Source organism: Microbacter sp. GSS18, assembly GCA_029319145.1.
GTDB lineage: Bacteria > Actinomycetota > Actinomycetes > Actinomycetales > Microbacteriaceae > Microbacterium.
Genome location: CP119753.1, coordinates 3,314,087 through 3,340,308 on the forward strand (window position 1 = coordinate 3,314,087; position 26,222 = coordinate 3,340,308).

Consider the following 26,222-nt stretch of genomic DNA (forward strand, 5'->3'; position numbering starts at 1 on the left):
GGGGTGGCGCTACGTGAGTGTTACCGGTAACATCTTTGGAGGCGGCGCCGATGTCGCCATGAGGAGTCACCCATGTCCGATCTCGACGAGGCGATCGCCCAGGTCCGGTCCGATGTCGCGCGTCTGCACGGTGAGCTGGTCCGGTACGGCCTGGTGGTGTGGACCGGCGGGAACGTGTCGGGTCGTGTGCCGGGTGCGGATCTGTTCGTGATCAAACCGTCCGGTGTGTCGTACGACGACCTGGCGCCGGAGAACATGATCCTGTGCGATCTGGACGGCAACGTCGTGCCGGGGACGCCGGGCAGCGAGCGCAGCCCGTCCAGCGACACCGCCGCGCACGCGTATGTGTACCGGAACATGCCCGAGGTGGGCGGTGTGGTCCACACGCATTCGACGTACGCGGTGGCGTGGGCGGCGCGGGGCGAGGAGATCCCGTGCGTCATCACGGGCATGGCCGATGAGTTCGGCGGCCCGATCCCGATCGGCCCGTTCGCGGTCATCGGCGACGACTCGATCGGTCGCGGGATCGTCGAGACGCTGTCGGGGCACCGGTCCCGGGCGGTGCTGATGCAGAACCACGGGCCGTTCACGATCGGCGTGGATGCGAAGGACGCCGTGAAGGCGGCGGTGATGTGCGAGGACGCCGCACGCTCGGTGCACATCGCGCGGGAGGCGGGGCCGCTCATCCCGATCCCGCAGGAGAAGATCGACGCGCTCTACAACCGCTACCAGAACGTGTACGGCCAGTCGAGCGACGCCCGCCGCGACGAGGAGACGGCCGGATGAGCGCCGACGCGATCGCCGCCGGACGCACGGCGCTCGGCATCGAGCTCGGCTCCACCCGCATCAAGGCGTGCCTGGTGGACGCGGACGATCCCACCGTCGTGCTCGCCGTGGGCGGCCACGAATGGGAGAACCGCTTCGAGGACCGGATGTGGACCTACGCGCTCGATGACGTGTGGTCGGGGCTTCAGGCGGCGTACGCCGACCTCGTCGAGGATGCCGAGAAGCGGCACGGTGTGCGCCCGACCACGTTCGGCGCGATCGGCGTCTCGGCGATGATGCACGGCTATCTCGCGTTCGACGCGGACGACGAGCTGCTCGTCCCGTTCCGCACGTGGCGCAACACCACCACGGGCGCGGCGGCGACGGAGCTCAGCGGCCTGTTCGGCGTGAACATCCCGCTGCGCTGGTCGATCGCGCACCTGCACCAGGCGATCCTCGACGACGAACCGCACGTCCCCGGCATCCGCTTCTTCACGACGCTCGCCGGCTACGTGCACTGGAAGCTGACGGGGCGCAAGGTCCTCGGCGTCGGCGATGCGTCGGGCATGTTCCCGATCGACTCCACGGCGCGCGACTACGACGACGAGCTGATCCGGCGCTTCGACGACCTCGTCGCCGTGAGCCCGCTCGCGGAGGGCCTGCGCGACCTGCTGCCCGAGGTGCTGTCCGCTGGCGCGCCGGCCGGATCCCTCACCCCCGAGGGCGCCGCGCTGCTGGATCCGACGGGAGCGCTGGCTTCCGGCATCCCGCTGTGTCCGCCCGAGGGCGACGCCGGCACCGGCATGGTCGCGACAGGCGCGGTCGCCCCTCGCACCGGCAACGTCAGCGCAGGCACCAGCATCTTCGCGATGGTCGTGCTCGAGCGGCCTCTCGCGAGCGTGCACCACGAACTCGACCTCGTCACCACGCCCGCGGGGGACCCCGTCGCGATGGTGCACTGCAACAACGGCGCGAGCGAGCTGGCCGCATGGGCCGGCATGTTCACGCGCTTCTCGGCCGCCGCGGGCACGGCGATGAGCTCGGACGCCGTCTTCGACGTCCTCTTCCGCGAGGCGCTCGCCGGAGACGCCGACGCCGGCGGCCTGCTCGCCTACAACCACCTCGCGGGCGAGCCCATCGCGGGCCTGGACGAGGGGCGGCCGCTGTTCGTCCGCACCCCCGACAGCGCGTTCACCCTCGCCAACGTCATGCGCGCGCAGCTGTACGGGGTGTTCGGCACCCTCGCCCTCGGCATGCGCGTGCTGGACGGCGAGGGCGTGGCCCTGGATCGCATGTTCGCGCACGGCGGCATGTTCCGCACCGCCGGGGTCGCACAGCGCTTCCTCGCCGGAGCCCTCGGGGCGCCGGTCGCGGTCGGCGACACCGCCGGCGAAGGCGGCGCGTGGGGCATCGCGGTGCTCGCCGCGTACCTCCCGAAGGCCGTCGACACCGACCTCAGCGCCTACCTGGACCGGAGCGTGTTCGCGGAAGCCGCGATCGAGGTCCGGGACCCCGACCCCGCCGACGTCGCGGGCTTCGCGACGTACCTCGACCGCTACCGCGCCGGCCTCGCCGCCGAGCGCGCCGCCGTCGAAGCCCTCTGATCCCGAAACCGTCTCATCATGTCCCACTTCTCGCCGCTCCGGCGGCGCTTGAGCGGCCAGAAGTGGGACACACTGCCGAGCGGCGGACTCCGCTCTCTCCCACCCTCCGTACCGTGTCCCACTTTCGGCCGCCACAGCATGTGCTGGGCGGCTAAAAGTGGGACACGGATGCCGTGACACCTCTGACGAAGGACCCATCATGACCCGCACACCCCTTTCCACCTCACTCGACGGCTACGAGATCTGGTTCGTCACCGGCAGCCAGACCCTGTACGGCGAGGAGACCCTCCGTCAGGTCGCCGAGCAGTCCCAGGCCGTCGCCGACGGCCTCGGCGGTCTGCCGGTGAAGGTCGTCTGGAAGCCCGTGCTGAAGGACGCGGACTCGATCCGCCGCCTCGCGCTCGAGGTCAACGCCCGCGACGACGTGATCGGCGTCATCGCGTGGATGCACACCTTCAGCCCCGCCAAGATGTGGATCTCGGGACTCGATGCGCTGCGCAAGCCGCTGCTGCACCTCCACACGCAGGCGAACGTCGAGCTGCCGTGGGCCGACATCGACTTCGACTTCATGAACCTCAACCAGGCCGCGCACGGCGACCGTGAGTTCGGGTACATCCAGACGCGACTGGGCGTCGCGCGCAAGACCGTCGTGGGCCACGTGTCGAACCCGGCCGTCCTGGCGCAGGTCGAGGACTGGCAGCGCGCGGCCGCCGGATGGGCCGCGGTGCGCACCCTCAAGCTCGCGCGCTTCGGCGACAACATGCGCTACGTCGCCGTCACCGAGGGCGACAAGACCGAGGCCGAGCTGCGCTTCGGCGTGCAGGTCAACACGTGGGGCGTCAACGAGCTGGTCGAGGCCGTCGAGCAGGCGACGGATGCCGAGGTCGACGCGCTCGTGGCCGAGTACCTCGACCTCTACGACGTCGCCCCCGAGCTGCTGCCCGGCGCGGAGCGCCACCAGTCGCTGCGCGACGGCGCGGCGATCGAGCTCGGGCTGCGCTCGTTCCTCGAGGAGGGCGGCTTCGGCGCGTTCACGACCTCGTTCGAGGACCTCGGGGCGCTGAAGCAGCTCCCGGGCCTCGCGGTGCAGCGCCTCATGGCCGAGGGCTACGGCTTCGGCGCCGAGGGCGACTGGAAGACGGCGATCCTCGTGCGCGTCGCGAACGTCATGGGTGCGGGCCTGCCCGGCGGCGCGAGCCTCATGGAGGACTACACCTACGATCTGGTGCCCGGGAACGAGCGGATCCTCGGCGCGCACATGCTCGAGGTGTCGCCGTCGCTGACGAGCGCGAAGCCGCGCCTCGAGGTGCACCCGCTCGGGATCGGCGGCAAGGAGGACCCGGTGCGCCTCGTGTTCACGGCCGACCCCGGCCCCGCCCTCGTCGTCGCGATGAGCGACATGCGCGACCGGTTCCGCCTGACGGCGAACGTGGTCGAGAACGTCGAGGCGCCGGATCTCCCCAAACTCCCCGTGGGACGCGCCGTGTGGAAGCCGCAGCCCGACTTCGCCACCTCGGCGGCCTGCTGGCTGGCCGCGGGCGCCGCCCACCACACCGTGATGACCACCGCGGTGGGCATCGAGGTGTTCCGCGACTTCGCCGACATCGCCGCGACCGAACTCGTCGTGATCGAGGACGGCACCACGGTGCGCGGATTCCAGCACGAGCTGCGGTGGAACCAGGCGTACTACCGGCTCGCGCAGGGCTTCTGAACCCAGGTGACGCGGGCTACGCCGCGCCCTCGGCGGGAGGCGCGTCGACGTCGGGCATGACCTCGGCGTCGACGGGCCGCAGCGCGACCCGCGCGACCACCATGCACGCAGCGAGCACGGCGAGCGTCGCCACCAGGCCGATCCAGATCTGCTGCGTCGCCGCGAGCGCGATGTAGCCGATCAGAGCGGATCCGCCCGCGATCCCGACCATGGGCAGCTGCGTGATGACGTGCGTGATGACGTTGCAGCCGGCTCCGGTCGCCGACAGGATCGTCGTGTCCGAGATCGGGGAGCTGTGGTCGCCCGCGACCGCGCCCGCCAGCACGGCGCCGAAGACCGGCATGAGCAGCTCGGGGGCGTCGACGGCGTTGATGATGCCCCCCGCGATGGGCAGCAGCAGGCCGAACGACCCCCACGAGGTCCCCGTCGAGAAGGCCATCGCCGCCGCGACGACGAAGACGATCGGCACGAGCCAGACGGGCGCCAGGCTCGATGACTCGACCAGCTGACCCAGGTACGCGCCCGTGCCGAGCGCGTCGATGAGCCCGCCGAGCATCCAGGCGAGCACGAGGATGCCGATAGCGGGCAGCATCGATCTGATGCCGCCCAGCCAGCCGCGCCCGAACGTCCGCCAGCCGAAGACCGGGCTCGCAGCCGTGTAGCGCGCGTAGTAGTAGATCGCACACGTGAGCCCGACGACGCCGCCGAGGATGAGGGCGAGGCTCGTGTCGGTCGACGCGAGGATGTCGACCGGACCCCACGACCCGGATGCTGTCACGCCCGTCCAGACGATCCCCGCGAGCACCCCGAGCACCAGCGCGACGAAGGGGATGATGACGGCGCGTTTCGCGCCGGCTTCGTGGACGGGGAGGTCCTCGCTGAGCTGGCCGGGCACGACCTCGCCTTCGGCGAAGGGACGACCCTCGACGACGGCGCGGCGCTCCTCGCGTCGCATCGCGCCGAGGTCGGTGCCGAGGAGGATGACGAGCCACACCGCGAGTGCCGCGGCGATCGAATAGTAGTTCGACGCAGCCGCCCCGAGGAACGCCTCGACGGTGCTGACGCCGAGCGTCGATGCCGCCACGATCGGCGCCAGGATGCCGATGATGTACGCGCCCCAGCTCGAGAACGGAGCGAGCACCGCGACGGGCGCGGATGTCGAGTCGACGATGTAGGCGAGCTTCGCGCGCGACACCCGATGGGCGTCCGTGACCGGGCGGCTGATCTGACCCACCGCGAGGGCGTTGAAGTAGTCGTCGATGAAGATGACGATGCCGAGAACGGCGGGCAGGATCTGACCGCCCCGGCGGGTTCGGATGCGCTGGACGGCCCAGTCGGCGAACGCCTTGGTGCCGCCCGACATCATGATGAACGCAGCGAAGACGCCGAGCAGCACGATGAACAGCAGGATGTAGATGTACCAGGTGTTCAGTGCTCCGTCGTCCCAGAAGAGCACCGCGAACGATTCCCAGACGAGGCGCACCGTCTCGAGCGGTGCGAACCCGGCGATGAGCAGTGCGGCTGCGATGACGCCCGCCCCGAGGCTCGGGATCACCTTCTTCGTGATGATCGCCAGCACGATCGCCACGACGGGCGGAATGAGCGTCAGCCACGGTGCGGCTTCGAGCACGATCTACCCCCTCGCCTCGCGCCCGAAGCTATCGGGCTCGCGCGCGGGTCGTCAACGACGCGGCGCGGCTGCGCGGCGCTGGACTCCTGCCCAAGACGCCGCCCATCAGGGTCGAGAGGCGACCGGGAGTGGATCGACTCCACCCGCAGGCTCGATAGCATGTGCGCATGCTGAGCCCGACGTCTGCCGCCAAGTCGACGCTGCGCTGGATCGACCGGACGGGAGTGCGGGGGGTTCTGCACAACGCGCGCCTGCGCACGACGTCGTGGGTCGGCAGCCGGCTCTCGTCGCCGGAGTTCTCCTATGGCCGATACCAGTTCACATTCCTCGAGCGGCATCCTCCCGCCGACCTCGGCGGGCCGAGCGAGCTGCCCCGTCGGATCTGGAGCTTCTGGGTCGGCGACAATCCGCTGACCCCCGCGCGCAAGGCGGGTCTCGAGAAGATGCGCGAGGTCAATCCGGGCATCCCCGTCGAGCTGATCACGCCCGACCGGCTGTCGGACTTCATCCTCCCCGAGCACCCGCTGCATCCGGCCTACGAGCTGCTCTCGTTCAACCACCGGTCCGACTACCTGCGGGCCTACTTCCTCCATCACTACGGCGGCGGTTACTCCGACATCAAGCCCCTCACCGGTTCGTGGGAGCCGGCGTTCGAGCGGCTCGACGCGTCGGATGCCTGGCTGCTCGGTCGTCCCCTCAGCGACCCCAAGTGGGCGGGACCGGCGTGGGGGCGGCTCCAGCTGCACCTGCAGCGGTACTACCGGCTCATCGTCTTCGGTGCCGTCCTGATCGGCAAGTCGCACACGCCCCTCACCGCGGAGTGGCTGCGCGAGGTCGAGCGCCTGCTCGATTATCACGAGCCCGCCCTCCGCGAGGCCCCCGGCGACATGTGGGGCCGCAACCCCGGCTACCCGGTGCGGTGGATGGGACTGCAGGGGAGCGTGCTGCAGCCGCTGTGCCTGAAGTACCAGGACCGGATGCTGTACGACACGTCGATCGGGTGGGACACGCAGGCGGAGTACCGATGACGGCGCCCGCGGCGGTCGAGTACGCCCTGCTCCGGTACTCGACGTGGAACATCGGCGACGAGATCCAGAGCCTGGCCGCGCGCCAGTTCCTGCCCCGCGTCGACCACTACCTCGACCGCGACCGCATCCGCTCGCAGAGCGCACGGCTGTCGACGTCGACGAAGCTCATCATGAACGGGTGGTGGCTGCACGGGAACGACTGGCCGCCGGATGCCGACGCACTCGACCCGCTGCTGATCTCGATGTTCCTCGACGCCAACCACCCCCGCGCGCGCGAGGCGCTGCTGAGCCCAGCCGGGCGCACGTTCTTCGAGCAGCACGGTCCCGTCGGAGCCCGCGACCACGCGACGCTGGCGTTCCTCGAGGAGAGCGGGTTCGACGCGTACTTCTCGGGATGCCTGACGCTGACACTGCAACGCGACCCCCTGGTCGCCGTGCAGGACTTCGTGCTCGCGGTCGATCTGCCCGACGACCTGCTGCAGCAGCTCCGGAGCAGCACGGCGCGCCGGGTGGTCGCGCTCTCGACCTATCACGAGCCACGACTGGACACCGAGGCGCGCTTCCGCCTCGCCGAGCTGTACCTGCTCTTCTACCAGTCGGCCGCGGCCGTGATCACGACGCGGCTCCACGCCCTGCTCCCGTCGCTCGCGCTCGAGACCCCGGCGCTCCTGGTCACGACTCCCGCGACGTACGATCCGCGTCGTTTCGACGGCCTCGCCGACCTCGCGCGCATGTGCTCGCAGGAGGAGTTCGCACGCGGCGACGTCGACTTCGACCCGGACGATCCCGCGCCGAATCCCGGACGGCACCTCGCGCTGCGGGAGGCGCTGATCGACCGGGCCGGCGCTTTCACGGGATCGGCGCCGGCACCCGCCCCCGTGCTGCAGACGCTCACGGCGCCCGAGAACCTCGCCGACATCGCGGAGCTCTTCGGCGATCAGATCATGAAGGCGCGTGCCGGGCAGCGCCTCGAGGACTCGCTGCGACGTGAGGCCGAGCAGCCGCTGCTGCAGCGCGGGATGGGCCTGGCAAAGCGGGCCGTGCGGCGCGTACGTCGCCGGTGACTCGTCGGCGTCTGGTCCTGCTGAGTCCTAGCCGCGCTCGGACGCCGCCGCGTTCTCGATCGGCTGCGGGCCGCGCGCGGCGAACCTCGCGGCGCGTCTCGCCGTGGCGCGCAGGAAGTCGGCGGGCGCCCAGCGGAGCCCCCGTCCCGCCTCGACGGCGGCTCGGTGCCAGTGGCCCCGACGCAGTCCCGCCAGCACGGACGAGGCCAGGCCCTCGGCGATGGCCGCGCGGAAGCGCGCGAGGTTCTCGCGGAGGAGATCGGCGTGCGCGGCATCCCTGCGGCGCTTCGTGTGGCCGACCTGGTGCCGCAGTGCGCGCAGGTGCCCGGAGATGTCCTCCGGCCCGCCGGACGTGTTCGCATCATGGCGGCGGTAACCCGTCAGCGCCCGATCGACGGCCGTGAACCGGCCCACCTGGAGCAGACGGAGCATCAGCTCGATGTCCTCGGCGTGGGCGAAGCGCGTGTCGAAGCCGCCGACCTCATCGAAGGCGGCACGCCTGACGAGCAGACCAGCGATGCGGGGCAGTGCCGCGACGCCGCGCAGCATGTCGACACGGTCGTGCACGGGCGCGCCCCACTCCTGCCCCGACGGCGCGCCGGCCTGATCGATGATCCAGATGCCGGCCGCGCATGCGACGGCATCCGGAGCGCCGTCGATGGCGGCGAGCTGCGCCTCGATCTTGTGGGGGTGCCACACGTCGTCGTCGTCGAGGAAGGCGATCCACTCTCCGCTCGTGTGTCGGGCGCCGTGGTTCCGCGCCGCCGAGACGCCCGCCGGCGGATGCCGCAGGACGCGGGCGCCGAGGTCGGCTCCCAGCGCGCGGACCTCGTCGGGATCCGGTGATCCGTCGTCGACGATCACGATCTCGACGACCGGGGTCGTCTGCGCCCGCACGGACGTGATGGCCTCGCGCAGGTAGGGGCCGCCGCGATTGGTGGCGATCACCACGCTCACCCGCGCTGGTGGCATGGACGACTCCTCCCGGTGGGCGTCGTCGGTGGACGTCCGCCACGATCAGCGTAGCCCTGCTCCGAGCGGGAGAGGGTGCGGCCGATGTCCGGCTCGCGGATGTCAAGTTCCTGCGAGTTCGCTCGCAGGCCGATCGGGGCACCGTGTGAAGATCCGCGTGATTTCAAACATCAAGGATCTTGTCCCACGGTCATCCTGGTAGGTAAGTTATGCGTGATTCACATCTCTCGGATGCCGTCGCGCAGAGAGAGACCGCCGGGTCGACGGTCGCCCCGGGGCAGACAGCAGGACGAAGGAGTCCACCATGCCAGATCTCAGCAGAAGGAACCTCTTGCGCGCCGGCGGCGCTCTCGGAGCGATGGGAGCGCTCGGGACCGCAGCGCCCGCGCACGCGTGGACGTGGGCCTCGACCGGTTCGATCGCGGGGACGGGCACCGGCCGGGACCCCCGGTTCGTGTGGGACGATCTCGCCGACCCGCTCCTGGTCGACCTGCTCGAGCGGGGCGGCGTGCCCGAGGTGAACCGGCTCCTCGAGCCGTGGCGGTATAACGGGCAGAGCCTTCCTTCGGACCTCCCCGCCGACGTGAAGGCGTTCGTCGAGCAGGCTCGCGTCCTGCCGGCGTGGGCGGATCTGCGCAAGCTCGACACCGCGTTCCGGTTCGCGAAGAAGCGCGGCCTGTACCTCGGCGTGCTGTACGGCATGAACAGCGGCATGATGAGCGCGGCGATCCCGCGCGAGGCGCGCGCCGTCTGGTACTCGAAGGGCGGTGCCGACATCACGGACCGCATCGCGAAGACGGCCAAGCTCGGCTACGACATCGGCGACTATCACGCCTACCGCCCGGACGGGAAGATGATCGTCACGTGCGTGAAGACGCGTATGGTCCACGCCGCCGTCCGCCATCTGCTCCCGCAGTCGCCGCACTGGTCGGCGGTGGCGGACGAGCAGGTGCCGATCAGCCAGTACGACATCCTCGTGACGTGGCACAGCCTGGCCTCGTCGGTGTGGCAGAAGCTCATGGAGTGGAAGATCTACATCCCTTCGTGGGAGGCGGATGCGTACCTGCACCTGTGGCAGGTCACGGCGTCGATGCTCGGCGTTCTCGACGAGTACATCCCGGCATCGTGGGACGAGGCGCTCGCCCAGCGCGAGCAGGTGCTCGTGCCGCTGCTCGCGCCGACGCCCGAGGGTGTCCTGATCGCCGACAAGCTCGTCCACCTGGGCGAGCGGATCGACTTCTCGATCCTGACCCAGCCGGCGTTCGAGTCCGTCACGCGGTACATGCTCGGCGACCAGGTCACCGAGTACCTCGAGCTCGGGACCAACCCCGTGCTCGACGCGGCGGTCGAGGAGCTGTGGATCCCGTTCGTGCGCGCCCGCGAACTGGGGCTCCTGGTCCCCGGATCGCCGGCGCTGTACTGGGCCTTCGACGAGCTGCTGCGGAAGTTCGCGCTGTTCTACCTCGAGCCGTTCCGGACGATCAACATCGACATCCCGACGATCAACAATCCGGACTACAGCTACTGAGGCACCCGGCGGTGCGGGTCCGCGCGCTCTGCGGACCCGCACCGCCGAATCGGATCAGGTCGGGTCGGAGTTCATCTCCCAGTTCTTCGGCGACCGCCACAGGGCGCTCGTGGTGAGCGACCGGATCATCTCCATCTCCTTCGGCAGCCGGTTGTAGAGCTTCATGAACAGCTCTTCGACGTCCAGCAGCTCGTTCGTCCAGTCGCGCCGGTTGATCGCCATGCACTTGAAGAAGTCCTGCTCCGAGAAGTCCAGGCCGTCCCACGTCAGATCCTCGTAGCGCGGCATCCAGCCCAGCGGGCTCTCGACGGCGAGGGCTCGGCCGCGCGAGCGCGCGACGATCCACTGGAGCACGCGCATGTTCTCGCCGAAGCCCGGCCACAGGAACTTGCCGTGCTCGTCGCGCCGGAACCAGTTGACCTGGAAGATGCGCGGCGGGTTCGGGATCTTGCGGCCGAACGCGAGCCAATGGTTGATGTAGTCGCCCATGTGGTACCCGGCGAACGGCAGCATCGCGAACGGGTCGCGGCGCACGACGCCCTGCTGACCGGCCGCGGCGGCCGTGGTCTCGGACCCCATCGTGGCCGCCATGTACACGCCGTAGGCCCAGTTGAAGCTCTGGGTGATGAGCGGGATCGTCCCGGCGCGCCGGCCCCCGAACACGAACGCCTTGATCGGCACGCCCTTCGGGTCGTCCCAGGCCTCGTCGAGGGCGGGGTTGAGGGTCGCCGGCGCGGTGAAGCGCGAGTTGGGGTGCGCGGCCTTGCGGTCGGCATCCGGCGTCCAGTCGTTGCCCTGCCAGTCGATGAGGTGGTCGGGCTTCGGGCCGTCCATCCCCTCCCACCACACGTCGCCGTCGTCGGTGAGGGCGACGTTGGTGAAGATGGTGTCGGAGCGCACCGACTCCATCGCGCTCGGGTTGGTCGAGTACGACGTGCCCGGCGCGACGCCGAAGTAGCCGGCTTCGGGGTTGATGGCTCGAAGGCGCCCTTCCCCGTCGGGCTTGATCCACGCGATGTCGTCGCCGACCGTCGTGACCTCCCAGCCGTCGTCGGAGAAGTTCTTCGGGGGCACGAGCATCGCGAAGTTGGTCTTGCCGCACGCGCTCGGGAACGCCGCCGCGACGTACGTCTTCTCGCCCTCGGGGTCGGTGACGCCGAGAATCAGCATGTGCTCGGCGAGCCACCCGTCGTCGCGGGCCATCTTCGAGGCGATACGCAGAGCGAGGCACTTCTTGCCCAGCAGCGCATTGCCGCCGTAGCCCGAGCCGTACGACCAGATCTCGAGGGTCTCGGGGAAGTGCACGATGTACTTCTCGGGGTTGCAGGGCCACGCGACATCCTGCTCGCCCGGGGCGAGCGGCGCGCCGACGGTGTGCATGCACGGCACGAACTCGCCGTGGGTGCCGAGCTCGTGCAGGGCGTCGCGGCCCATGCGCGTCATGATCCGCATGTTCACGACGGCGTACGGCGAGTCGGTGATCTGCACGCCGAGCTGGGCGATGGGCGACCCGAGGGGCCCCATGCTGAACGGCACGACGTACATCGTGCGGCCGGCCATGCTCCCCGCGAACTTCTCGCGCAGGGTGGCCAGCATCTCCTTCGGGTCCACCCAGTTGTTGGTGGGGCCGGCGTCCTCCTCGGTGCGCGAGCAGATGTAGGTCCGCTCCTCGACACGTGCCACGTCGTCGGGGTCGCTTCGCGCGAGGAAGCTGTTCGGCCGCTTCTCGGGATTGAGGCGGATGAAGGTCCCCGCGTCGACCAGCTCCTCGCACAGCCGGTCGTACTCCTCCTGCGAGCCGTCGCACCAGTGGATGTCGTCCGGTGTGCACAGCTCTGTCATCTCGGCGACCCAGGATCGAAGTCCCTCGTGTCGCATCCACTCTGGTGCGGTCATGGACCCAGCATGCCGAATCGGGGTCGGGCGCACCATGGTCCGTTCCCGCTGGGTGGTAGCGGGGCCGTCGCGTTCGCCGCGGAAGAGAGACGCAGAACCGCGGATGCCGGTGGGTGCGGCATCCCGCGCCGGACGGGACCATGATGGAGCCAGCTGCCGCGCGAACCAGGAGGTACCCGCACCGTGAACCGGATCGACGTCGTCGAGATGAGCATCCAGGACATGCGCGCTGCGCTCGAGACGGGGGCGGTGACGAGCGTCGATCTCGTGTGCGCCTACCTGAACCGCATCGCCTACTACGACCGCACCGGACTGTGCCTGCACGCGATCGCCGTGCTGAACCCGGACTGCCTCGCCGAGGCCGCCGAATCCGACCGGCGTCGCCGCGACGGTGAGGCCGGGCCGCTCGAGGGGGTCCCGTTCACCGTCAAGGACAGCTACAAGGTGAAGGGCATGACGGTCGCCTCCGGAAGCCCCGCGCTCGCCGAGCTGGTCGCGACCGAGGACGCCGCGAGCGTGGCCCTGCTCCGCGCGGCGGGAGCCGTGCTGCTGGGGAAGACCAACATGCCGCCGATGGCGGCCGGGGGCGTGCAGCCCGGGCTCTACGACTACGCGCGCAGCCCGTACAACCCCGACTACCTGACCGCCGCCTACGGGTCCGGCTCCTCGAACGGGTCGGGCACCGCCACCGCCGCCAGCATGTGCGCGTTCGGCATGGCCGAGGAGACCGTGTCGTCGGGGCGGTCCCCGGCGTCCAACAACGCGCTCGTCGCGTACACGCCGTCGCGCGGCGTGATCTCGATCCGCGGCAACTGGCCGCTGCGTCCGACGTGCGACGTCGTCGTCCCTCACACGCGCACCGTCGGCGACCTGCTCGCCGTCCTCGAGGTGCTCGCGGCCGAGGACCCCGATCGCACGGGAGACTTCTGGCGGCAGCAGACGACCGTCGCGCTGCCGGTGCCGGAGGAGGTCCTCCCGCGGCCGCTCGTCAGGCCGCGCCCGGAGCGGCTGGAGGGCCTGCGGATCGGCGTGCCGAAGCTCTACATCGGCGAGGACCCGGTGCCGCAGGATCCGCCGGCGATCCGTCCCAGCGTCCGGGCGCTGTGGGACCGCGCGGCCGAGCACCTGCGTGCGCTGGGCGCCGAGGTCGTCGAGGTCGACTTCCCTGTCGTGTCGAACTACGAGGAGGACCGGCCCGACGCCGAGGGTCTGGCCGCCCGCGGGCTCGTGCCCCCGACCTGGCGCCTGATCGAAGGAGGCCCGGTCACCGCGATGGCGCTCGACGAGTTCCTGCGGGTGAACGGCGATCCGGCGCTGAGCTCATGGGCCGACGTCGACGGCGACACGGTCTTCCCCATCGCGGACGCGCCCATCCCGGTGTGGATCACGCGGGCGCGCGGCGGATTCGACTGGCAGCGCCTGGCGGAGCTCGTCAAGCAGGGGCTCCCCGCCGCGTACGGCGACGTTCCCGGGCTGAGCCATCTCCTCGAAGGGCTGGAGCAGGCCCGCGTCCAGGACTTCGAGCAGTGGATGAGCCGGACGGGACTGGATCTCGTCGTGTTCCCGGCGGCCGGCGACGTCGGCCGCGATGACCTCTTCACGCGCGTCGAGAGCAGGGAGGCGGCGTCGCGCAACGGCGTCGTGTACTCGAACGGCAACCGCGTCATCCGCCATCTCGGCATCCCCACCGTCACGGTTCCGATGGGATGCATGGCCGACACGCAGATGCCGGTGGGGCTCACCTTCGCCGGTCCCGCCTACAGCGACGACCGACTGCTGGACTACGCCTCCGCCTACGAGGGCGCCACGCGGGAGCGTGTCGCGGCGTTCCTGACCCCGACGCTCCCGAGCAACCAGATCGAGTCGCGGGACGCCTCGGCCGGCGAGCCGGCGGAGGTCGCCCACGAGGTCGAGATCGCCAGGGGCGCACGCTCGTGGGACATCACCGTGCGCGTCGCCGGCCGCCCGGACGCCCCCGACGCCGAGGTATGGGCCGACGGGCACATCCTCCGTCCGGTCGCCGGCGAGCGCGGGACCTACGCCGGCGCCGTGTCTCTCGCGAGGGCACGGCTGTTCGACGAGGTCATGGTCCTCGTCAAGCACGGGCCGCACGGGGCGGCGCTCAGCTTCGCGCCGCTGCCGTCGCCGTAGCCGTCGCGGTGCGCGCGGCATCCAGGGCTGCCGCGAGGTCGCCGATGAGGTCGGCCGGATCCTCGAGCCCGATGGAGAGTCGGACGAGGTCCGCCGACGGGCGGGCCTCGGGCGGCACCGGCCGGTGCGTGAGGGCCGCGGGGTGCTGGATCAGCGAGTCCACCCCGCCCAGCGAGACCGCATGGGTGAACAGGCGTGTCGCCGACAGCACCGCGCTCGCCGCGGCGTACCCGCCGCGCACCCGGAAAGCGAGCATGGCACCCGTGCCGCGCATCTGCCGCCCGATGAGCCCTCGCGGATCGGCGCCTGTGCCCGGGTGGAAGACCTCGACGACGTCGGGGTGCTCGGCGAGTGCGCGGGCGACGCGCGCTGCGGTCGTCTGCTGGCGCCGGATGCGCATCGGCAGCGTCGCCAGGCCCCGGTGCAGGAGGTAGGCGCCGAGCGGATGCAGGATGCCGCCGGTGATGGCGCGGACACGTCGCAGCGCCTCGGCCGTGGTCTCGTCGCACGCGACGACCCCGGCGATGACGTCCCCGTGGCCGCCCAGGTACTTCGTGGCGCTGTGGAGCGACATGGCGGCGCCGAGATCGAGGGGATTCTGCAGCACCGGAGTGGCGAAGGTGTTGTCGACGACCACCGGGACGCCGTGCGCCTGGGCTGCGACCGCCGCGATGTCGACGAGATCGAGCGTCGGGTTCGCGGGGGTCTCGAGCACGACGAGCCCGGTGTCCGGCCGGATGGCTCCTTCAACGCCGTCCTCGTCGCAGAACGTGGTCTCGACGCCCAGCAGCCCGGATCCGAGCAGGTGATCCGTGCCGCCGTAGAGCGGGCGGACGGCGACGACGTGGCGCCTGCCGGTCGCGGCGGCGTGCGCGAGCACGACCGCGGTCATCGCCGCCATCCCCGACGAGAACGCGACGGCGGCCTCCGCGTGCTCCAGGTCCGCCAGGGCCGACTCGAACCGTGCGACCGTCGGGTTCCACAGGCGTGCATAGACGTAGCCGCCCGCCTCGAGGGGCCGCCCGCCGCGCGCCATCGACTCGTACGAGAAGCCGCCGAGGTCGACGTCCGGCAGGGGGTGGGTCGTGCTCAGGTCGATCGGGAGTGCGTGGACGCCCAGTGCGGCCAGGTCCTCGCGACCGGCATGGACGGCGAGTGTGTCGGGGTGCAGAGGCGAAGGCAGATCCATGCCGCGATTCTCAGCGAGGATGCGATGATTCGACGAGGACTCGGCAGAATCCGTGCCGAAAGTGCATCGTGGACGAATTCCGTGCAATCACCGTTGAGTCAGGAGGCGGAACATTGGGGATGGAGCGGACGGAGCAGAACCCGGGTGGACTGGACGCCGTCGACGTCGCGATCCTGCGGGCGCTGACGCGGAACGCCGAGATGAGCAACAAGGCGCTGGCGCAGCAGCTGCGGCTCGCCGAATCGACGTGCGCGCACCGCGTCCGGGCGCTGCGCGCCCGGGGCGTCATCCGCGACACGCGCGTGCGCCTCGACGGTGCCGCGCTCGGTCTGCCGCTGCAGGGGATCATCCGTGTGCGACTCGGCTCGCACACGCCCGAGGGCGTCCACGCGCTCTTCGACGCGCTCGTCGCGACTCCGAAGGTGCTTCAGGTCTTCCACGTCGCCGGGGTCGACGACTTCCTCGTCCATGTCGCCGTCGAGAACGCCGAAGACCTCCGCGACATCGTGCTGCGGCACATCACGGTCCACCCGATCGTGCGGGCCACCGAGACGCAGCTCGTGTTCGAGCTGCGCGACGGCGCGGGCATGCTCGCAGGCGCGGACTGATCGCATCCGTCACTGCGCAGGGTCGGGGCATCGTCACGGCGAGTCCGGTGCGGCGCCGGGGATGAGAGAGTACAAGGGATGGCTGACACCTCCACGAACTCATCCCCGGCCGCTCCGGCCGGCGGCGGCGCGACGATCGCCGACCTGCTCGAGGCGCTGCGCGCGGGCGAGACGATCACCGGCGGCTCGCCGCTGCACGGCGTCATGCATACCGCGGCCCAGGAGGCGCTGCGCATCACCGCCGAGATCAACGGCGGCTACCACGACGACGCCGGGGTGCGCGCGCTGCTGTCGCAGCTGGCCGGTCGCCCGGTCGACGACACGCTCACGGTCTTCCCGCCGTTCCACACCGACTTCGGCAAGAACACCACGTTCGGCCGCGGAGTCTTCGTGAACATGGGCTGCAAGTTCCAGGACCAGGGCGGCATCACGATCGGCGACGGCGCCCTCATCGGGCACAACGTGGTCATCGCCACGATCAACCATCCGCTCGACCCGGACCGCCGGGCCGACAACGTGCCGTCGCCCGTCGTGATCGGCGACAAGGTCTGGATCGGCTCGAACGCCGTCATCCTGCCCGGTGTCACGGTGGGAGACGGTGCCGTGGTCGCCGCTGCGGCGGTCGTCACGAAGGACGTCCCGGCCGGGGTGGTCGTGGCGGGCGTTCCCGCACGGGTGATCCGGAGAGTCGACGGGGCGGACTGAGCCGAGCCTCCGGATAGCGCGCCGCACGCGGCCACTCGCCCGCGGGCATCCGTCCCGGCGTCACATCGGCGGCCCGATTCTCCCGCGGCCCGATGGGGACGTATAACAGGAGGGATGGAATCCCCTCACCCGGCGTCGATCGCGCTCATCGGCGGAGGCCCGCGTGGAGTGTCGCTGATCGAGCGGATCGGTGCGCGGCTGCGCGGCATGGACGAGATCGAGCTCGAGGTCCACATCATCGACGACACCCAGGTCGGCGCGGGCCGGATCTGGCGCACCGACCAGGTGCGCGAGCTGTGCATGAACACGCTCGCCGATGCCGTCACGCTCTTCACCGACGACGCCGTGACGATGGACGGGCCCGTGGTCGAGGGCCCCACGATGTTCGAGTGGTGCCTGCTCGCCCGCCACGCGCAGCAGCCGAGCCCGTCCACGGCTGCGCGGATCGCCGACATCCCGGTTGCGCGCTCCGTGGCGTTCGCCGACGCGCCGGTGCGCCCCGGGTTCGCCGAGGACTACGCCGACGAGCTGGCGGCACTCGCTCCGCACTCCCACCCGAGCCGAGCCCTCTACGGCGAATACCTGCGATGGTGCCACGCCCGCGCCGTGGCCGTGCTGCCCGGCGGTGTCCGGGTGTGCGAGCATCTCGGCCGGGTCGTCGGCATCGAGCGCGCGGACGGCCGCGAGCGCCTCCGCCTCGCGGACGGCAGGGAGATCGTCGCCGACGCGGTCGTGGCGGCGACCGGGTGGATGCCGCGGGCGGAGACCCCGACCGAGTCCGAGCTGCACGCCGCCGCGGCCGAGCATGGACTGCTGTGGGTCCGCGCCGACAGTCCTCTCGACCAGGACGTGGCCGCCGTGCCCGCGGGAGCGGACGTCATCGTGCGGGGCCTCGGCATGGGCTTCTTCGACACGATGGCGCTGCTGACGATCGGACGCGGAGGCAGGTTCGTCGAGGACGCCGCCGGCGCACTGCGATACGAGCCGTCCGGCGACGAGCCGGTCCTGCACGCGACGTCGCGGCGCGGAGTGCCGTTCCGCGCGAAGTCCCTGTACGGGTCGCTTCCGCCCCGCGCGCCGCAGCGCCGTCTGCGGGGGCGCGACATCGATCGGCTGCCGCGCCCCATCGACTTCGACGCCGAACTGTGGCCGCTGATCCTGCGGGACGCCGTCGAGGCCTACTACGACACGCTCGCGCGCGTCCGTCCGGGTGCCGTGACCGTTCCCGTCCCCGAGCTCGCGCGGATTCTGGATGCCGCGACGGGCGATGTCGACGCGCTCGCCGCGGCGGTGGAGCCCTTCGTCCCCGATCCCCGGGACCGCTTCGACCTGCGGGCGGCGATCGAACCCGTCCGGGAGCGCTTCGCCGATCGCGACACGTTCGACGCCTTCGTGCGTGCGTTCGTCGCGGACGACCTCGCCGAAGCGGAGCGCGGCGCCGACAGCCCGCTCAAGGCGGGCCTGTGGTCGATCGCGTCCGCGCGACAGCCCGCGAGCGTCCTGGGCGCCTTCGGCGGCTACGACGCCGAGTCGCGGGCCGCCGGATTCGCGCGGCTGCGCGGCGCCGGCGGCATGTTCGGCTCGGGTCCGCCGGCGTTCCGCAATCGGCAGCTGCTCGCCCTCATGGATGCCGGACTCGTCCGGTTCATCGGGCCCTCGGCGACCGTGAGCGTCGAGCGCGGCCGGTTCCGCGCGACCTCGCCCGACGTCGCCGCCTCGGTCGTCTGGGCGGACGTGCTCATCGACGCGTTCATGCGCCCCCACGATCTGCGCGAGACGGTCGACCCGCTCGCGGCATCGCTGTCGAGAGCCGGACGCGCGAGGGTCTTCCGAGTTCCGCGCAGGGGCGGGGGAGACGCGCCGACCGCGGGCTTCGACGTCGACCCCGCCACCGGCCGGCTCATCGGGACGGACGGCGGCCTCGATCCGGCCGTGCACGTGGCCGGCATCCCCGTCGACGACGTGCTGCACGACACGATCATCAGCCCGATGCCCCGGGCCGACGCGACGATGCTCCGCGAGACCGACCGCGTCGCGCGCAGCGCGCTCGGCATCGCCCTCTCGTCCGAGCCCGTCGACGTGTGCGGGAGCGCGGGGGCACGCGTATGACGCTCGACGCGAACCGGGCTCTGGCTGCGGGGTGGGAGGCGGGCCTACCCGCCGAGACCACCACCGTTGCCGATGACGTGGCCGCCGCGACGCCCCGCTCCCGCCGTTTCGTCCTGCTCGACGACGACCCGACGGGCACGCAGACGGTGCGCGACGTCCCGGTGCTGACGGCGTGGGAGGACGATGACATCGCGTGGGCTCTGGACCAGGACTCGCCGGGGTTCTTCATCCTCACGAACACCCGCGCGCTGCAGCCCGACGCGGCGGCGGCCCGGATCCGCGAGATCGTCACCGCCGGTCTTCGGGTCGCGCAGCAGCGCGGTATCCGGCTCGTGTTCGCCAGCCGAGGCGACTCGACGCTGCGCGGACACTTCCCGCTCGAGACGGATGTCATCACGGACGCACTGCGAGACGCCGGTCGCGTCGTCGACGCCGTGGTCATGACGCCCGCCTACATCGAAGCCGGCCGTGTGACCCTCGACGGCATCCACTGGCTGCGACAGAAGGACGGCTCGCTGCTCCCGGCAGCCCGGAGCGAATTCGCGCGGGACGCGACCTTCGGATACCGCTCCTCGAGTCTCGCCGCGTGGGTCGAGGAGAAGAGCGACGGGCGCATCCCCGCCGGCTCGGTGCGCGTGATCTCCCTCGACGAGATCCGGGGAGCGGACACGTCCCTCACGGGCGTGCTTCAGGAATCGGCGGACGGCCGGGTCGTGGTCGTCGATGCCGTGGCCGACAGCGACCAGCGCGCCGTCGCGGTGGCAGCGCTGGCGGCGGAGGCGGCCGGCACCGAGATCGTCTACCGCGTCGGGCCGTCCTTCGCGCGGGCCGGACTCGGCCAGGACTCGTGCGCACCGATCCCCGACGAGAAGCTGGCCCGCATCGCGCCGCACGGCTCGGCGCACGGCCTGGTCGCCGTGGGGTCGCACGTGCCCATGACCACCCGGCAGCTGGACGACCTGCTCGGCGCCCGCGAGCACGCGCTCTTCGAGCTCGATGTCGAGCGGGTCCTCTCCGACGCCGGGGAGGCCTACCTCGACGACGTGGCCATTCGGGCGGCGGATGCGCTGAGGACGAGTCTGGTCGTCGTGCGCACGAGCCGCGCGCTGCGCACCGGCGCCGATGCCGCCGAGAGCCTGGCGATCGCCACGAAGGTCAGCGCCGCCCTGGTGCACACGGTCCGCGCGATCGTGGCCCGGCAGCGACCCGCCTTCGTGCTCGCCAAGGGCGGCATCACCTCCTCCGACATCGCCACCGATGCGCTCGGCATCCGCCGCGCGTTCGTGCGCGGTCCGCTCCTGCCCGGCATCGTCTCGCTGTGGGAGGCCGCGGGCCCGGCATCCGGGCTGGCATACATCGTGTTCGCCGGCAACGTCGGCTCGGATACCGGGCTGACCGACGTCGTCGAGCGCCTCGAGCCGGCCCCAGGCGGCGCCGGCCTCACGAAGGAAGGCTGAGCATGAGAGTCCTGATCACCGGAGGCGCAGGCTTCCTGGGCACCCTCCTCGCGCGACAGCTGCTGCGGGATGGACTCGGTCCGGCCGGCTCCGACCGTCGGGCGGTCGATGAGCTGCTGCTCGCGGACCTGTTCCCCCCGCACGCGTCGCTTGCGGACGAGCCGCGCGTCACCGCGCTCACCGGTGAGCTGGAGGGGACGCTCGCCGATGCCGGCCCCGTCGATGTGGTGTTCCACCTCGCTGGCGTGGTGTCCAGCGCGGCGGAAGCGGACTTCGATCTCGGACTGCGCACGAACCTCGACGGGACGCGCGCGCTGCTGGAGTGGGCGCGGCACGGCGAGAACACCCCCGTGCTCGTCTTCACCAGTTCGCTCGCCGTCTTCGGCGCCGACCCTGCCATCGGCGCCGTGGGGGTCGTCACCGACGACACGCTCCCGCGTCCGCAGTCCAGCTACGGCACCCAGAAGTTCATCGGTGAACAGCTCGTGGCGGACTACACCCGCGTCGGCTTCGTGCAGGGCCGGAGCGTTCGCCTGATGACGGTCTCGGTGCGCCCCGGGCGCCCCAACGCAGCGGCGTCGAGCTTCTTGTCGGGCATCATCCGCGAGCCCCTCGCCGGCGAGCGGGCCAATTGCCCGGTGCCGGCCGGCACCGCGGTCGCGCTGTCCTCGCCCACGCGCACGATCGCGGGGATCATCCGGGCCGCCGAGGCGAGCGACGCGGACTGGGGCAGCAGGACGGCCATGAACCTCCCGGCCATCACCACCACGCCGGCGAAGATGCTCGCCGCGCTCGACCGGGTCGCCGGCCGCGATCTGAGCAGCCTCGTGGACTGGGACGAGCAGCCGGATGTCGCCGCGATCGTCCGCAGCTGGCCGGCGGAGTTCGTCACCGACCGTGCGACGTCGCTCGGACTCGGCCCGGACGCCGACGTCGACGAGATCGTCCAGGAGTACATCGCCACGCTCACGCCGCGCCACTGAGCGGGGCGGGTGGAGCCGGCGCCCGCGTGCGACGGCTCGGCGCCGTCGGAGGCCGCGCAGAGACTCTGCGGAGCGCCCGTCGTCCATGCCCCGGGCCTGCGGGCCGGGACAGCGCGGGCTCGTCCGGAGATCAGTCCCGGTGCACGCGGAAGACGGGGTAGCGCTCCGCGATGGCGGCGAAGTCCGCCGGTCCCGCCGTTCTCTCGAGCCCGAAGTACGTCCTGGCCTGCGTCCGCGCCGACCCCTCGCCGCCGCGACGGGCCGACTGGCGAAGGTAGGCGGCGAGTACGGGGGCCGCGCTCGCCGACGGGCACCTCTTCGAGGTGGACCCGGGTCGGCCGCCGACGCCGCAGGGTCGCCCGCCCGGCCAGGTGCGGAGACCTGGCCGGGCGGGCGCGATAGCTCGGCGTCAGCGGATCGGGTCGCTGCCGGTGAGCAGCTGCAGCCGATCCAGCGAGACCGTGCCCGCGGGTACGACGGCCGCGTGCTCCAGCGCCCGTGCGGACGGGCCCTTGACGCTCACCGAGTATCCGTTCACGGCTGTCAGGGTCAGACCGTCATTCGGCGCTCCCGCCGGCTGCTCCTTCGCCTTCGTCCGATCGAATGCGTCGAAGGGCAGCTCGACGAACCGCCAACCGGCGGTGTCGTCGACGAACGTCGCCGTGAACCGCTCGGCCGTGTCCGGCGCCTGGTAGACCCGGATGTAGTCCACCAGCAGCTGCTGCGGGAACTCCAGGTCCGCTCCGAGCGGACCGCCGAAGTTGCCGCCGACGGCCATGTTCATCAGCACCGTGAACGGGTGCTCGAAGACCCACTCGTTCGGCGCCACGTCAGCCGGCGTCGCGGTGTGGAACAGGATCTCGGGTCCGCCGTCGCGCTGCACGTACCAGCGGATCTCGCCCTCCTCCCACTCGATCGCGAACGTCAGCCACTCGCCGCTGAGGTCCTCGCCGAAGTCCTCGGTGCCGCCGTAGGCCTGCCCGCCGCTGTAGCCCGGGCCGTGGATGGTGCCGAAGATCTCGTCGGGCAGCTTGCCGACGTACTCCATGACGTCGATCTCACCCGTGTGCGGCCAGCCGACGTCGCGGAAGTCGTTGCCCAGCGTCCAGATCGCCGGCCAGATGCCGGGCTCGCCGTCCGGCATCTTGGCGCGGGCCTCGAGCCGTCCGTGCTCGAACTCGACCTTGCCCTCGGTGATCAGCCGAGCCGACGTGTACTCGCAGGGTCCGTACCAGCACTCGAGCCCGGCAGCCTCGGGGTCCTCGACCGCGCGGGTCGTGATCACCATGTTGCCCTCGCCGTCGTGCGCGGCGTTGTCGGTCGAGTCGCTGTAGTACTGCAGCTCGTCGTTGCCCCAGCCCCAGCCGCCGGTCTCGTAGGTCCAGAAGCGGGGGTCGGCGGGCGTGCCCGCCGGAGCATCGAACTCGTCGGACCACGCCAGCTCCCAGCCCGAGGGGCCGGGGTCTGCCGCACCGTTGTCGTGCACCGTGACCGTGACGGGGCTGTCGTTGCCGCGGCCGTGGAACCACATGCCGAGGCCGTCGGCGCTCGACCAGTCCTGCGGCTGCGCGAGCGAGCGCTCGAAACCGCCGCCACCGGCGATGTCCAGCACGTTCTCGAACGAGTCCTGCGCCGCGTAGGCGTCCGGGTCGGATGCCGCGATCTCGCGGTCGTCCAGCCGAGCGCCGCCGACGGGACGCAGCAGCCCGATGCCGTTCTCGAAGTCCTCGAGCATGGCGGCATCCGCCTCGTCGTCGTCCAGAATGCTCACGCGTGCCAGCGCGAGCGGGTTCAGCTCGGCGCCGACCGGGTCGCTCAGCCGCACGAGGAAGGTCTCGTCGACCTCGGGCTTGGCGTCGTCGATCGTCTGAATCTCGATGATCGCGCTGCGCTCGCCGGCCGGGATCGTCGCCGTGCCCGAGGTCGGGATGTAGTCCCGGTCGGGCGTCGCGGCGGGGTCCTCGGTCGAGGTGCGGTCCACGGCCACGTCCGTGCGGTACGCGACCGTGACGTCGGTCTCGGCGGCACGCGTCAGAAGCAGCTGCACCTCGGCGGTGTCGCCCTCGCCGACCGTGAAGGTCGACCGCGCCACGTTGATCGTCACGGGACGCACCTCGGCCTCGCCGATCAGCATGAGGTCGTCGATGCGGATCGTGGGCGTCACGCGCGTCGAGGTCTGCTCGACCCCGATGCCGAACCCGTGCACCTCGGTGAGGGTGAACCCGTCGTCGGGCGCGCCGTTGCCGATGTTCTTGCGGAAGAACGAGTCGAACGGCAGCTCGATGAACTTCCATCCGGTGAAGTCGTCGGCGAAGCGCGCCGAGAACCGCTCGGCGTCGTCGACGGTGGAGCCCGGCGCGCGGTTGTCGAGCACGTCGACGAACATCGGGGCGCCGGAGTTGGAGCCGCGCATCCAGAACCCGAATGCGTTGTGCGCGCTCCAGTCCTGCGTCTCCCATGTCTCGCCGTCCGACGTGAAGTCGTCGATCACGACTGCCCACGAGGAGGTGTCGAGGCCGATCTCGAGGGCGTCGTTGCCGGCGGCGGTCTCGGGGACGGTGTCGTCGGCGACGCGGCCGAACGTGGGGATGTTGCCGGCCCCTGCGACGGCGAACCATCCGAGCGCAGGCACGTCGGCGGGGTCGCCCAGGATGAGCTCGGACTCGAAGTCCTCGATCACGACACCGGGCTCGCTCGGACCGGTCGGGTCGCCGGCGTCGTCGTCGCGGATCGTGACGGTCGCGGTGGCGGCGCCGAGGTTCGCGCCGGAGGGCGCGGACAGCGTCACCGAGAACGTGCGGTTGCCGTCGGCGACGTCGTTGCCGATCGTGGGCACGACGATGTCGACGCTCGTGTCGCCGGCCGGGATCGTGGCCGTGCCCGACGTGGCGTCGTAGTCCGTGCCCGACGCGGCGGTCCCATCGGACGTGGTGAAGTCGACGGTCACGTCAGCGGCCGCCGCGCGGTTGAGCGCCACCGGGATGACGGCATCCGACCCTTCGGTCGCGTTGACCTCGGTGGCCTGCACACCTACAGAGGGTGCGACCTCGGCGCCGGCGTAGAGGCCGATGTCGTCGAGCTTGAGCACGCCCGCGCCGCTGTTCGCGGGGAAGAGGATGCCGCGCACGAACGTCAGGTCGAGGCTGCCGTCGTCGGGGGCGCCGGCGTCCTGGTAGTCGGTGGCGCGCGTGAAGTCCCCGAACGGCACCTGGACCAGGCGCCAGCCGGCATCGCCCACGGGGATCACCGTGTCGTAGCGGTCGGTGACTCCCGGGTCGGCGCTGATCGCGTCGAGCAGCTCGATCTGGACGGTGCCACCCTGGCCGTCGCCGTAGACCCAGAACTGGACCCCGTCGTACGCCGACCAGTCCTGCGCGGGCTGGCCGCCGGCGTACTCGAAGCCGATCCCGCCGTAGCCGTTGGGGCCCGCCAGGTCGAAGCCGTACGAGAGCAGGTGGGTGTTGGCGTCGGCGTCGGGTGTCGGGATGCCGGCATCCGCGTAGGTCTGGACGCCGGCTCCGGCATCACCCCACTGGATGTGGCTGGATGTCCCGCCTTCGAAGTCGAACAGCACGGTCTCGGTCTCGGCCGCGCTCGCGGCAGTGGTGGTCAGGGCGGTCGCCGCCAGTGCGGCTGTGGCGGCGATCGCTGCGGATCGGCGGAGCGGTGGTGCTTTTCTCACGGACTTCCTCGTCTGGTGTCATCATCATCGGTGACCTATGGGAGCGCTCCCATGACTAGGCGAGGAATCCGTGGGAGCGCTCTCACGGGATTCCGGTAATGCTAGACACCGCAGAAGGGTGATGTCAACGACAAGATGTCGGAGCGAGCGCCCGCAGTGCCCGGGCTGCCGCGATCACGCCCGGCTTGCGATGGCGAGCATCCCGGCGATCGCCGGCTCGCCGGCCGGACGTGGACGGGCGAGCCGCATGAGCGAACTCGGCGATGCGACTCCCGCGCATCCGTGGCCGACGGACGTTGCCCGCGACCGGGACTCCCGCTCCGCCTGCGGAGTCGATCAGCGAATGCCCACGTAGAACCGGGACTGGTCGGTGCGGTGCAGTGCGCTGTACCGCTCGAACGGGGTCCCGTCGGCATCCCACGCGACGGACTCGATTGCGAGCACCGGCTGTCCGGGCTCGAGCTCGAGCAGCTCGGCGTCCTCAGGGCTCGGGACGACGGCGCTGATCCAACGGTCGGCGCCGTGGGGCTGAACACCGAAGTGTCGCCTGAGGTGCTCGTACAGGGAGCGGTTCTCGAGATTCGCGCGCACCAGGCCCGGGAACCGTTCGTAGGGGAGCACGGTGTCCACGAGCAGCCAGGGTGTGCCGTCGACATGCCTCAGTCGTCGCAATCTGATCACGCGGCCGCCCTCATCGATGTGCAGCGCGCGCGCGTCGCCGGCGTCGGCGACCCCGATCTCGAAGTCGAGGACGCGGGTCATGACGCTTCGGCCCGTCGCGGTCAGGTCGTCCGATGACCCCGTGTTGGACCCGATGAAGCTGAGTTCGGATCGCTGCGGGGCTACGAAGGATCCGCGTGCCCGCACCTTGTAGATCAGGCCGGCGCGGACGAGATCCGCGAGCGCCTCGCGGACGACCGTGCGCGAGACGCGATACCGATCGATCAGCTCCGACTCCGACGGCAGTGCCTGATCGGCCCGCAGGCGCCCCGATTCGATCTCGTCGCGCAGTCGACGCGCCAGCTGCTGCCACAGCGGCGTATCCGCGTCGCGATCCAGGGTGCCGGTAGATGCGTGCATCGGAATATTCCTCCCCTCGGATCGGCGGCGAGCTGATCAGAGCGTATCAACGCTCGTTGT

18 protein-coding genes are annotated in these 26,222 nt (G+C 71.1%); 12 read left to right on the forward strand and 6 right to left on the reverse strand.

Annotated features, from left to right (window positions below; translation table 11 throughout):
- The first annotated feature begins 72 nt into the window (after positions 1 to 72).
- The 3 genes from P0L94_15305 to araA all read left to right on the forward strand — a co-directional run bounded on the left by P0L94_15305 (position 73) and on the right by araA (position 4,080).
- The gene (locus P0L94_15305) at positions 73 to 786 is read left to right on the forward strand and encodes an L-ribulose-5-phosphate 4-epimerase (GenBank protein ID WES63826.1); all 714 of its coding nucleotides are present in this window, start codon (positions 73 to 75) and stop codon (positions 784 to 786) included.
- Positions 783 to 2,369: an FGGY-family carbohydrate kinase gene (locus P0L94_15310; GenBank protein ID WES63827.1), complete on the forward strand. Its 1,587-nt coding sequence runs from the start codon at positions 783 to 785 to the stop codon at positions 2,367 to 2,369. The genes P0L94_15305 and P0L94_15310 overlap by 4 nt, the downstream gene beginning before the upstream one ends.
- Positions 2,370 to 2,568: 199 nt before the next feature.
- The gene (araA, locus tag P0L94_15315) at positions 2,569 to 4,080 is read left to right on the forward strand and encodes an L-arabinose isomerase (GenBank protein WES63828.1); all 1,512 of its coding nucleotides are present in this window, start codon (positions 2,569 to 2,571) and stop codon (positions 4,078 to 4,080) included.
- 16 nt (positions 4,081 to 4,096) lie between these two features.
- Here araA and P0L94_15320 read toward each other — a convergent pair whose 3' ends face one another.
- The gene (locus P0L94_15320) at positions 4,097 to 5,710 is read right to left on the reverse strand and encodes a Na+/H+ antiporter NhaC family protein (protein WES63829.1); all 1,614 of its coding nucleotides are present in this window, start codon (positions 5,708 to 5,710) and stop codon (positions 4,097 to 4,099) included.
- Positions 5,711 to 5,877: 167 nt separating this feature from the next.
- Between P0L94_15320 and P0L94_15325 the strand changes: the two genes are divergently transcribed.
- Complete coding sequence (locus tag P0L94_15325) at positions 5,878 to 6,738, forward strand: hypothetical protein (protein WES63830.1); 861 nt, start codon at positions 5,878 to 5,880, stop codon at positions 6,736 to 6,738.
- Entirely contained in the window at positions 6,735 to 7,802 is a 1,068-nt protein-coding gene (locus P0L94_15330) for a polysaccharide pyruvyl transferase family protein (GenBank protein ID WES63831.1), read from the forward strand. The genes P0L94_15325 and P0L94_15330 overlap by 4 nt, the downstream gene beginning before the upstream one ends.
- Before the next feature lie 27 nt (positions 7,803 to 7,829).
- Here the strand turns inward: P0L94_15330 and P0L94_15335 are convergent, their stop codons facing one another.
- Positions 7,830 to 8,774: a glycosyltransferase gene (locus P0L94_15335; protein WES63832.1), complete on the reverse strand. Its 945-nt coding sequence runs from the start codon at positions 8,772 to 8,774 to the stop codon at positions 7,830 to 7,832.
- A gap of 304 nt (positions 8,775 to 9,078) precedes the next feature.
- On the opposite strand from P0L94_15335, the gene P0L94_15340 reads away from it, so the two are divergent.
- Positions 9,079 to 10,302 (forward strand): oxygenase MpaB family protein, encoded by a 1,224-nt coding sequence (locus tag P0L94_15340; GenBank protein WES63833.1) that lies wholly within the window; start codon positions 9,079 to 9,081, stop codon positions 10,300 to 10,302.
- A 54-nt stretch (positions 10,303 to 10,356) separates the two neighbouring features.
- Here P0L94_15340 and P0L94_15345 read toward each other — a convergent pair whose 3' ends face one another.
- On the reverse strand, positions 10,357 to 12,198 hold the full coding sequence (locus P0L94_15345) for a phosphoenolpyruvate carboxykinase (GTP) (GenBank protein WES63834.1): 1,842 nt from the start codon (positions 12,196 to 12,198) through the stop codon (positions 10,357 to 10,359).
- Between the two features lie 183 nt (positions 12,199 to 12,381).
- On the opposite strand from P0L94_15345, the gene P0L94_15350 reads away from it, so the two are divergent.
- Positions 12,382 to 14,349, forward strand: a complete 1,968-nt coding sequence (locus tag P0L94_15350; protein WES63835.1) for an amidase — start codon at positions 12,382 to 12,384, stop codon at positions 14,347 to 14,349.
- Here the strand turns inward: P0L94_15350 and P0L94_15355 are convergent.
- Positions 14,321 to 15,538: an aminotransferase class I/II-fold pyridoxal phosphate-dependent enzyme gene (locus tag P0L94_15355; protein WES63836.1), complete on the reverse strand. Its 1,218-nt coding sequence runs from the start codon at positions 15,536 to 15,538 to the stop codon at positions 14,321 to 14,323. The genes P0L94_15350 and P0L94_15355 overlap by 29 nt on opposite strands.
- A 119-nt stretch (positions 15,539 to 15,657) precedes the next feature.
- On the opposite strand from P0L94_15355, the gene P0L94_15360 reads away from it, so the two are divergent.
- The 5 genes from P0L94_15360 (at position 15,658) to P0L94_15380 (ending at position 21,400) form a co-directional block, all read left to right on the forward strand.
- The gene (locus P0L94_15360; protein WES63837.1) at positions 15,658 to 16,146 is read left to right on the forward strand and encodes an Lrp/AsnC family transcriptional regulator; all 489 of its coding nucleotides are present in this window, start codon (positions 15,658 to 15,660) and stop codon (positions 16,144 to 16,146) included.
- Positions 16,147 to 16,224: 78 nt separating this feature from the next.
- Positions 16,225 to 16,851 (forward strand): DapH/DapD/GlmU-related protein, encoded by a 627-nt coding sequence (locus P0L94_15365; GenBank protein WES63838.1) that lies wholly within the window; start codon positions 16,225 to 16,227, stop codon positions 16,849 to 16,851.
- 114 nt (positions 16,852 to 16,965) lie between these two features.
- The gene (locus P0L94_15370; GenBank protein ID WES63839.1) at positions 16,966 to 18,960 is read left to right on the forward strand and encodes an FAD/NAD(P)-binding protein; all 1,995 of its coding nucleotides are present in this window, start codon (positions 16,966 to 16,968) and stop codon (positions 18,958 to 18,960) included.
- Positions 18,957 to 20,417 carry a four-carbon acid sugar kinase family protein gene (locus tag P0L94_15375; protein ID WES63840.1) on the forward strand — a complete coding sequence of 487 codons (1,461 nt, stop codon included), beginning with the start codon at positions 18,957 to 18,959 and terminating at the stop codon, positions 20,415 to 20,417. Before P0L94_15370 ends, P0L94_15375 begins: the two co-directional genes overlap by 4 nt.
- A 2-nt stretch (positions 20,418 to 20,419) precedes the next feature.
- Positions 20,420 to 21,400 (forward strand): NAD-dependent epimerase/dehydratase family protein, encoded by a 981-nt coding sequence (locus P0L94_15380; GenBank protein WES63841.1) that lies wholly within the window; start codon positions 20,420 to 20,422, stop codon positions 21,398 to 21,400.
- A gap of 409 nt (positions 21,401 to 21,809) precedes the next feature.
- On the opposite strand, the gene P0L94_15385 is transcribed toward P0L94_15380, so the two are convergent.
- Together P0L94_15385 and P0L94_15390 are read right to left on the reverse strand one after the other, a co-directional pair.
- Positions 21,810 to 25,082 (reverse strand): carbohydrate binding domain-containing protein, encoded by a 3,273-nt coding sequence (locus P0L94_15385; GenBank protein ID WES63842.1) that lies wholly within the window; start codon positions 25,080 to 25,082, stop codon positions 21,810 to 21,812.
- Between the two features lie 336 nt (positions 25,083 to 25,418).
- Positions 25,419 to 26,162: a GntR family transcriptional regulator gene (locus P0L94_15390; protein WES63843.1), complete on the reverse strand. Its 744-nt coding sequence runs from the start codon at positions 26,160 to 26,162 to the stop codon at positions 25,419 to 25,421.
- Positions 26,163 to 26,222: the final 60 nt, after the last annotated feature.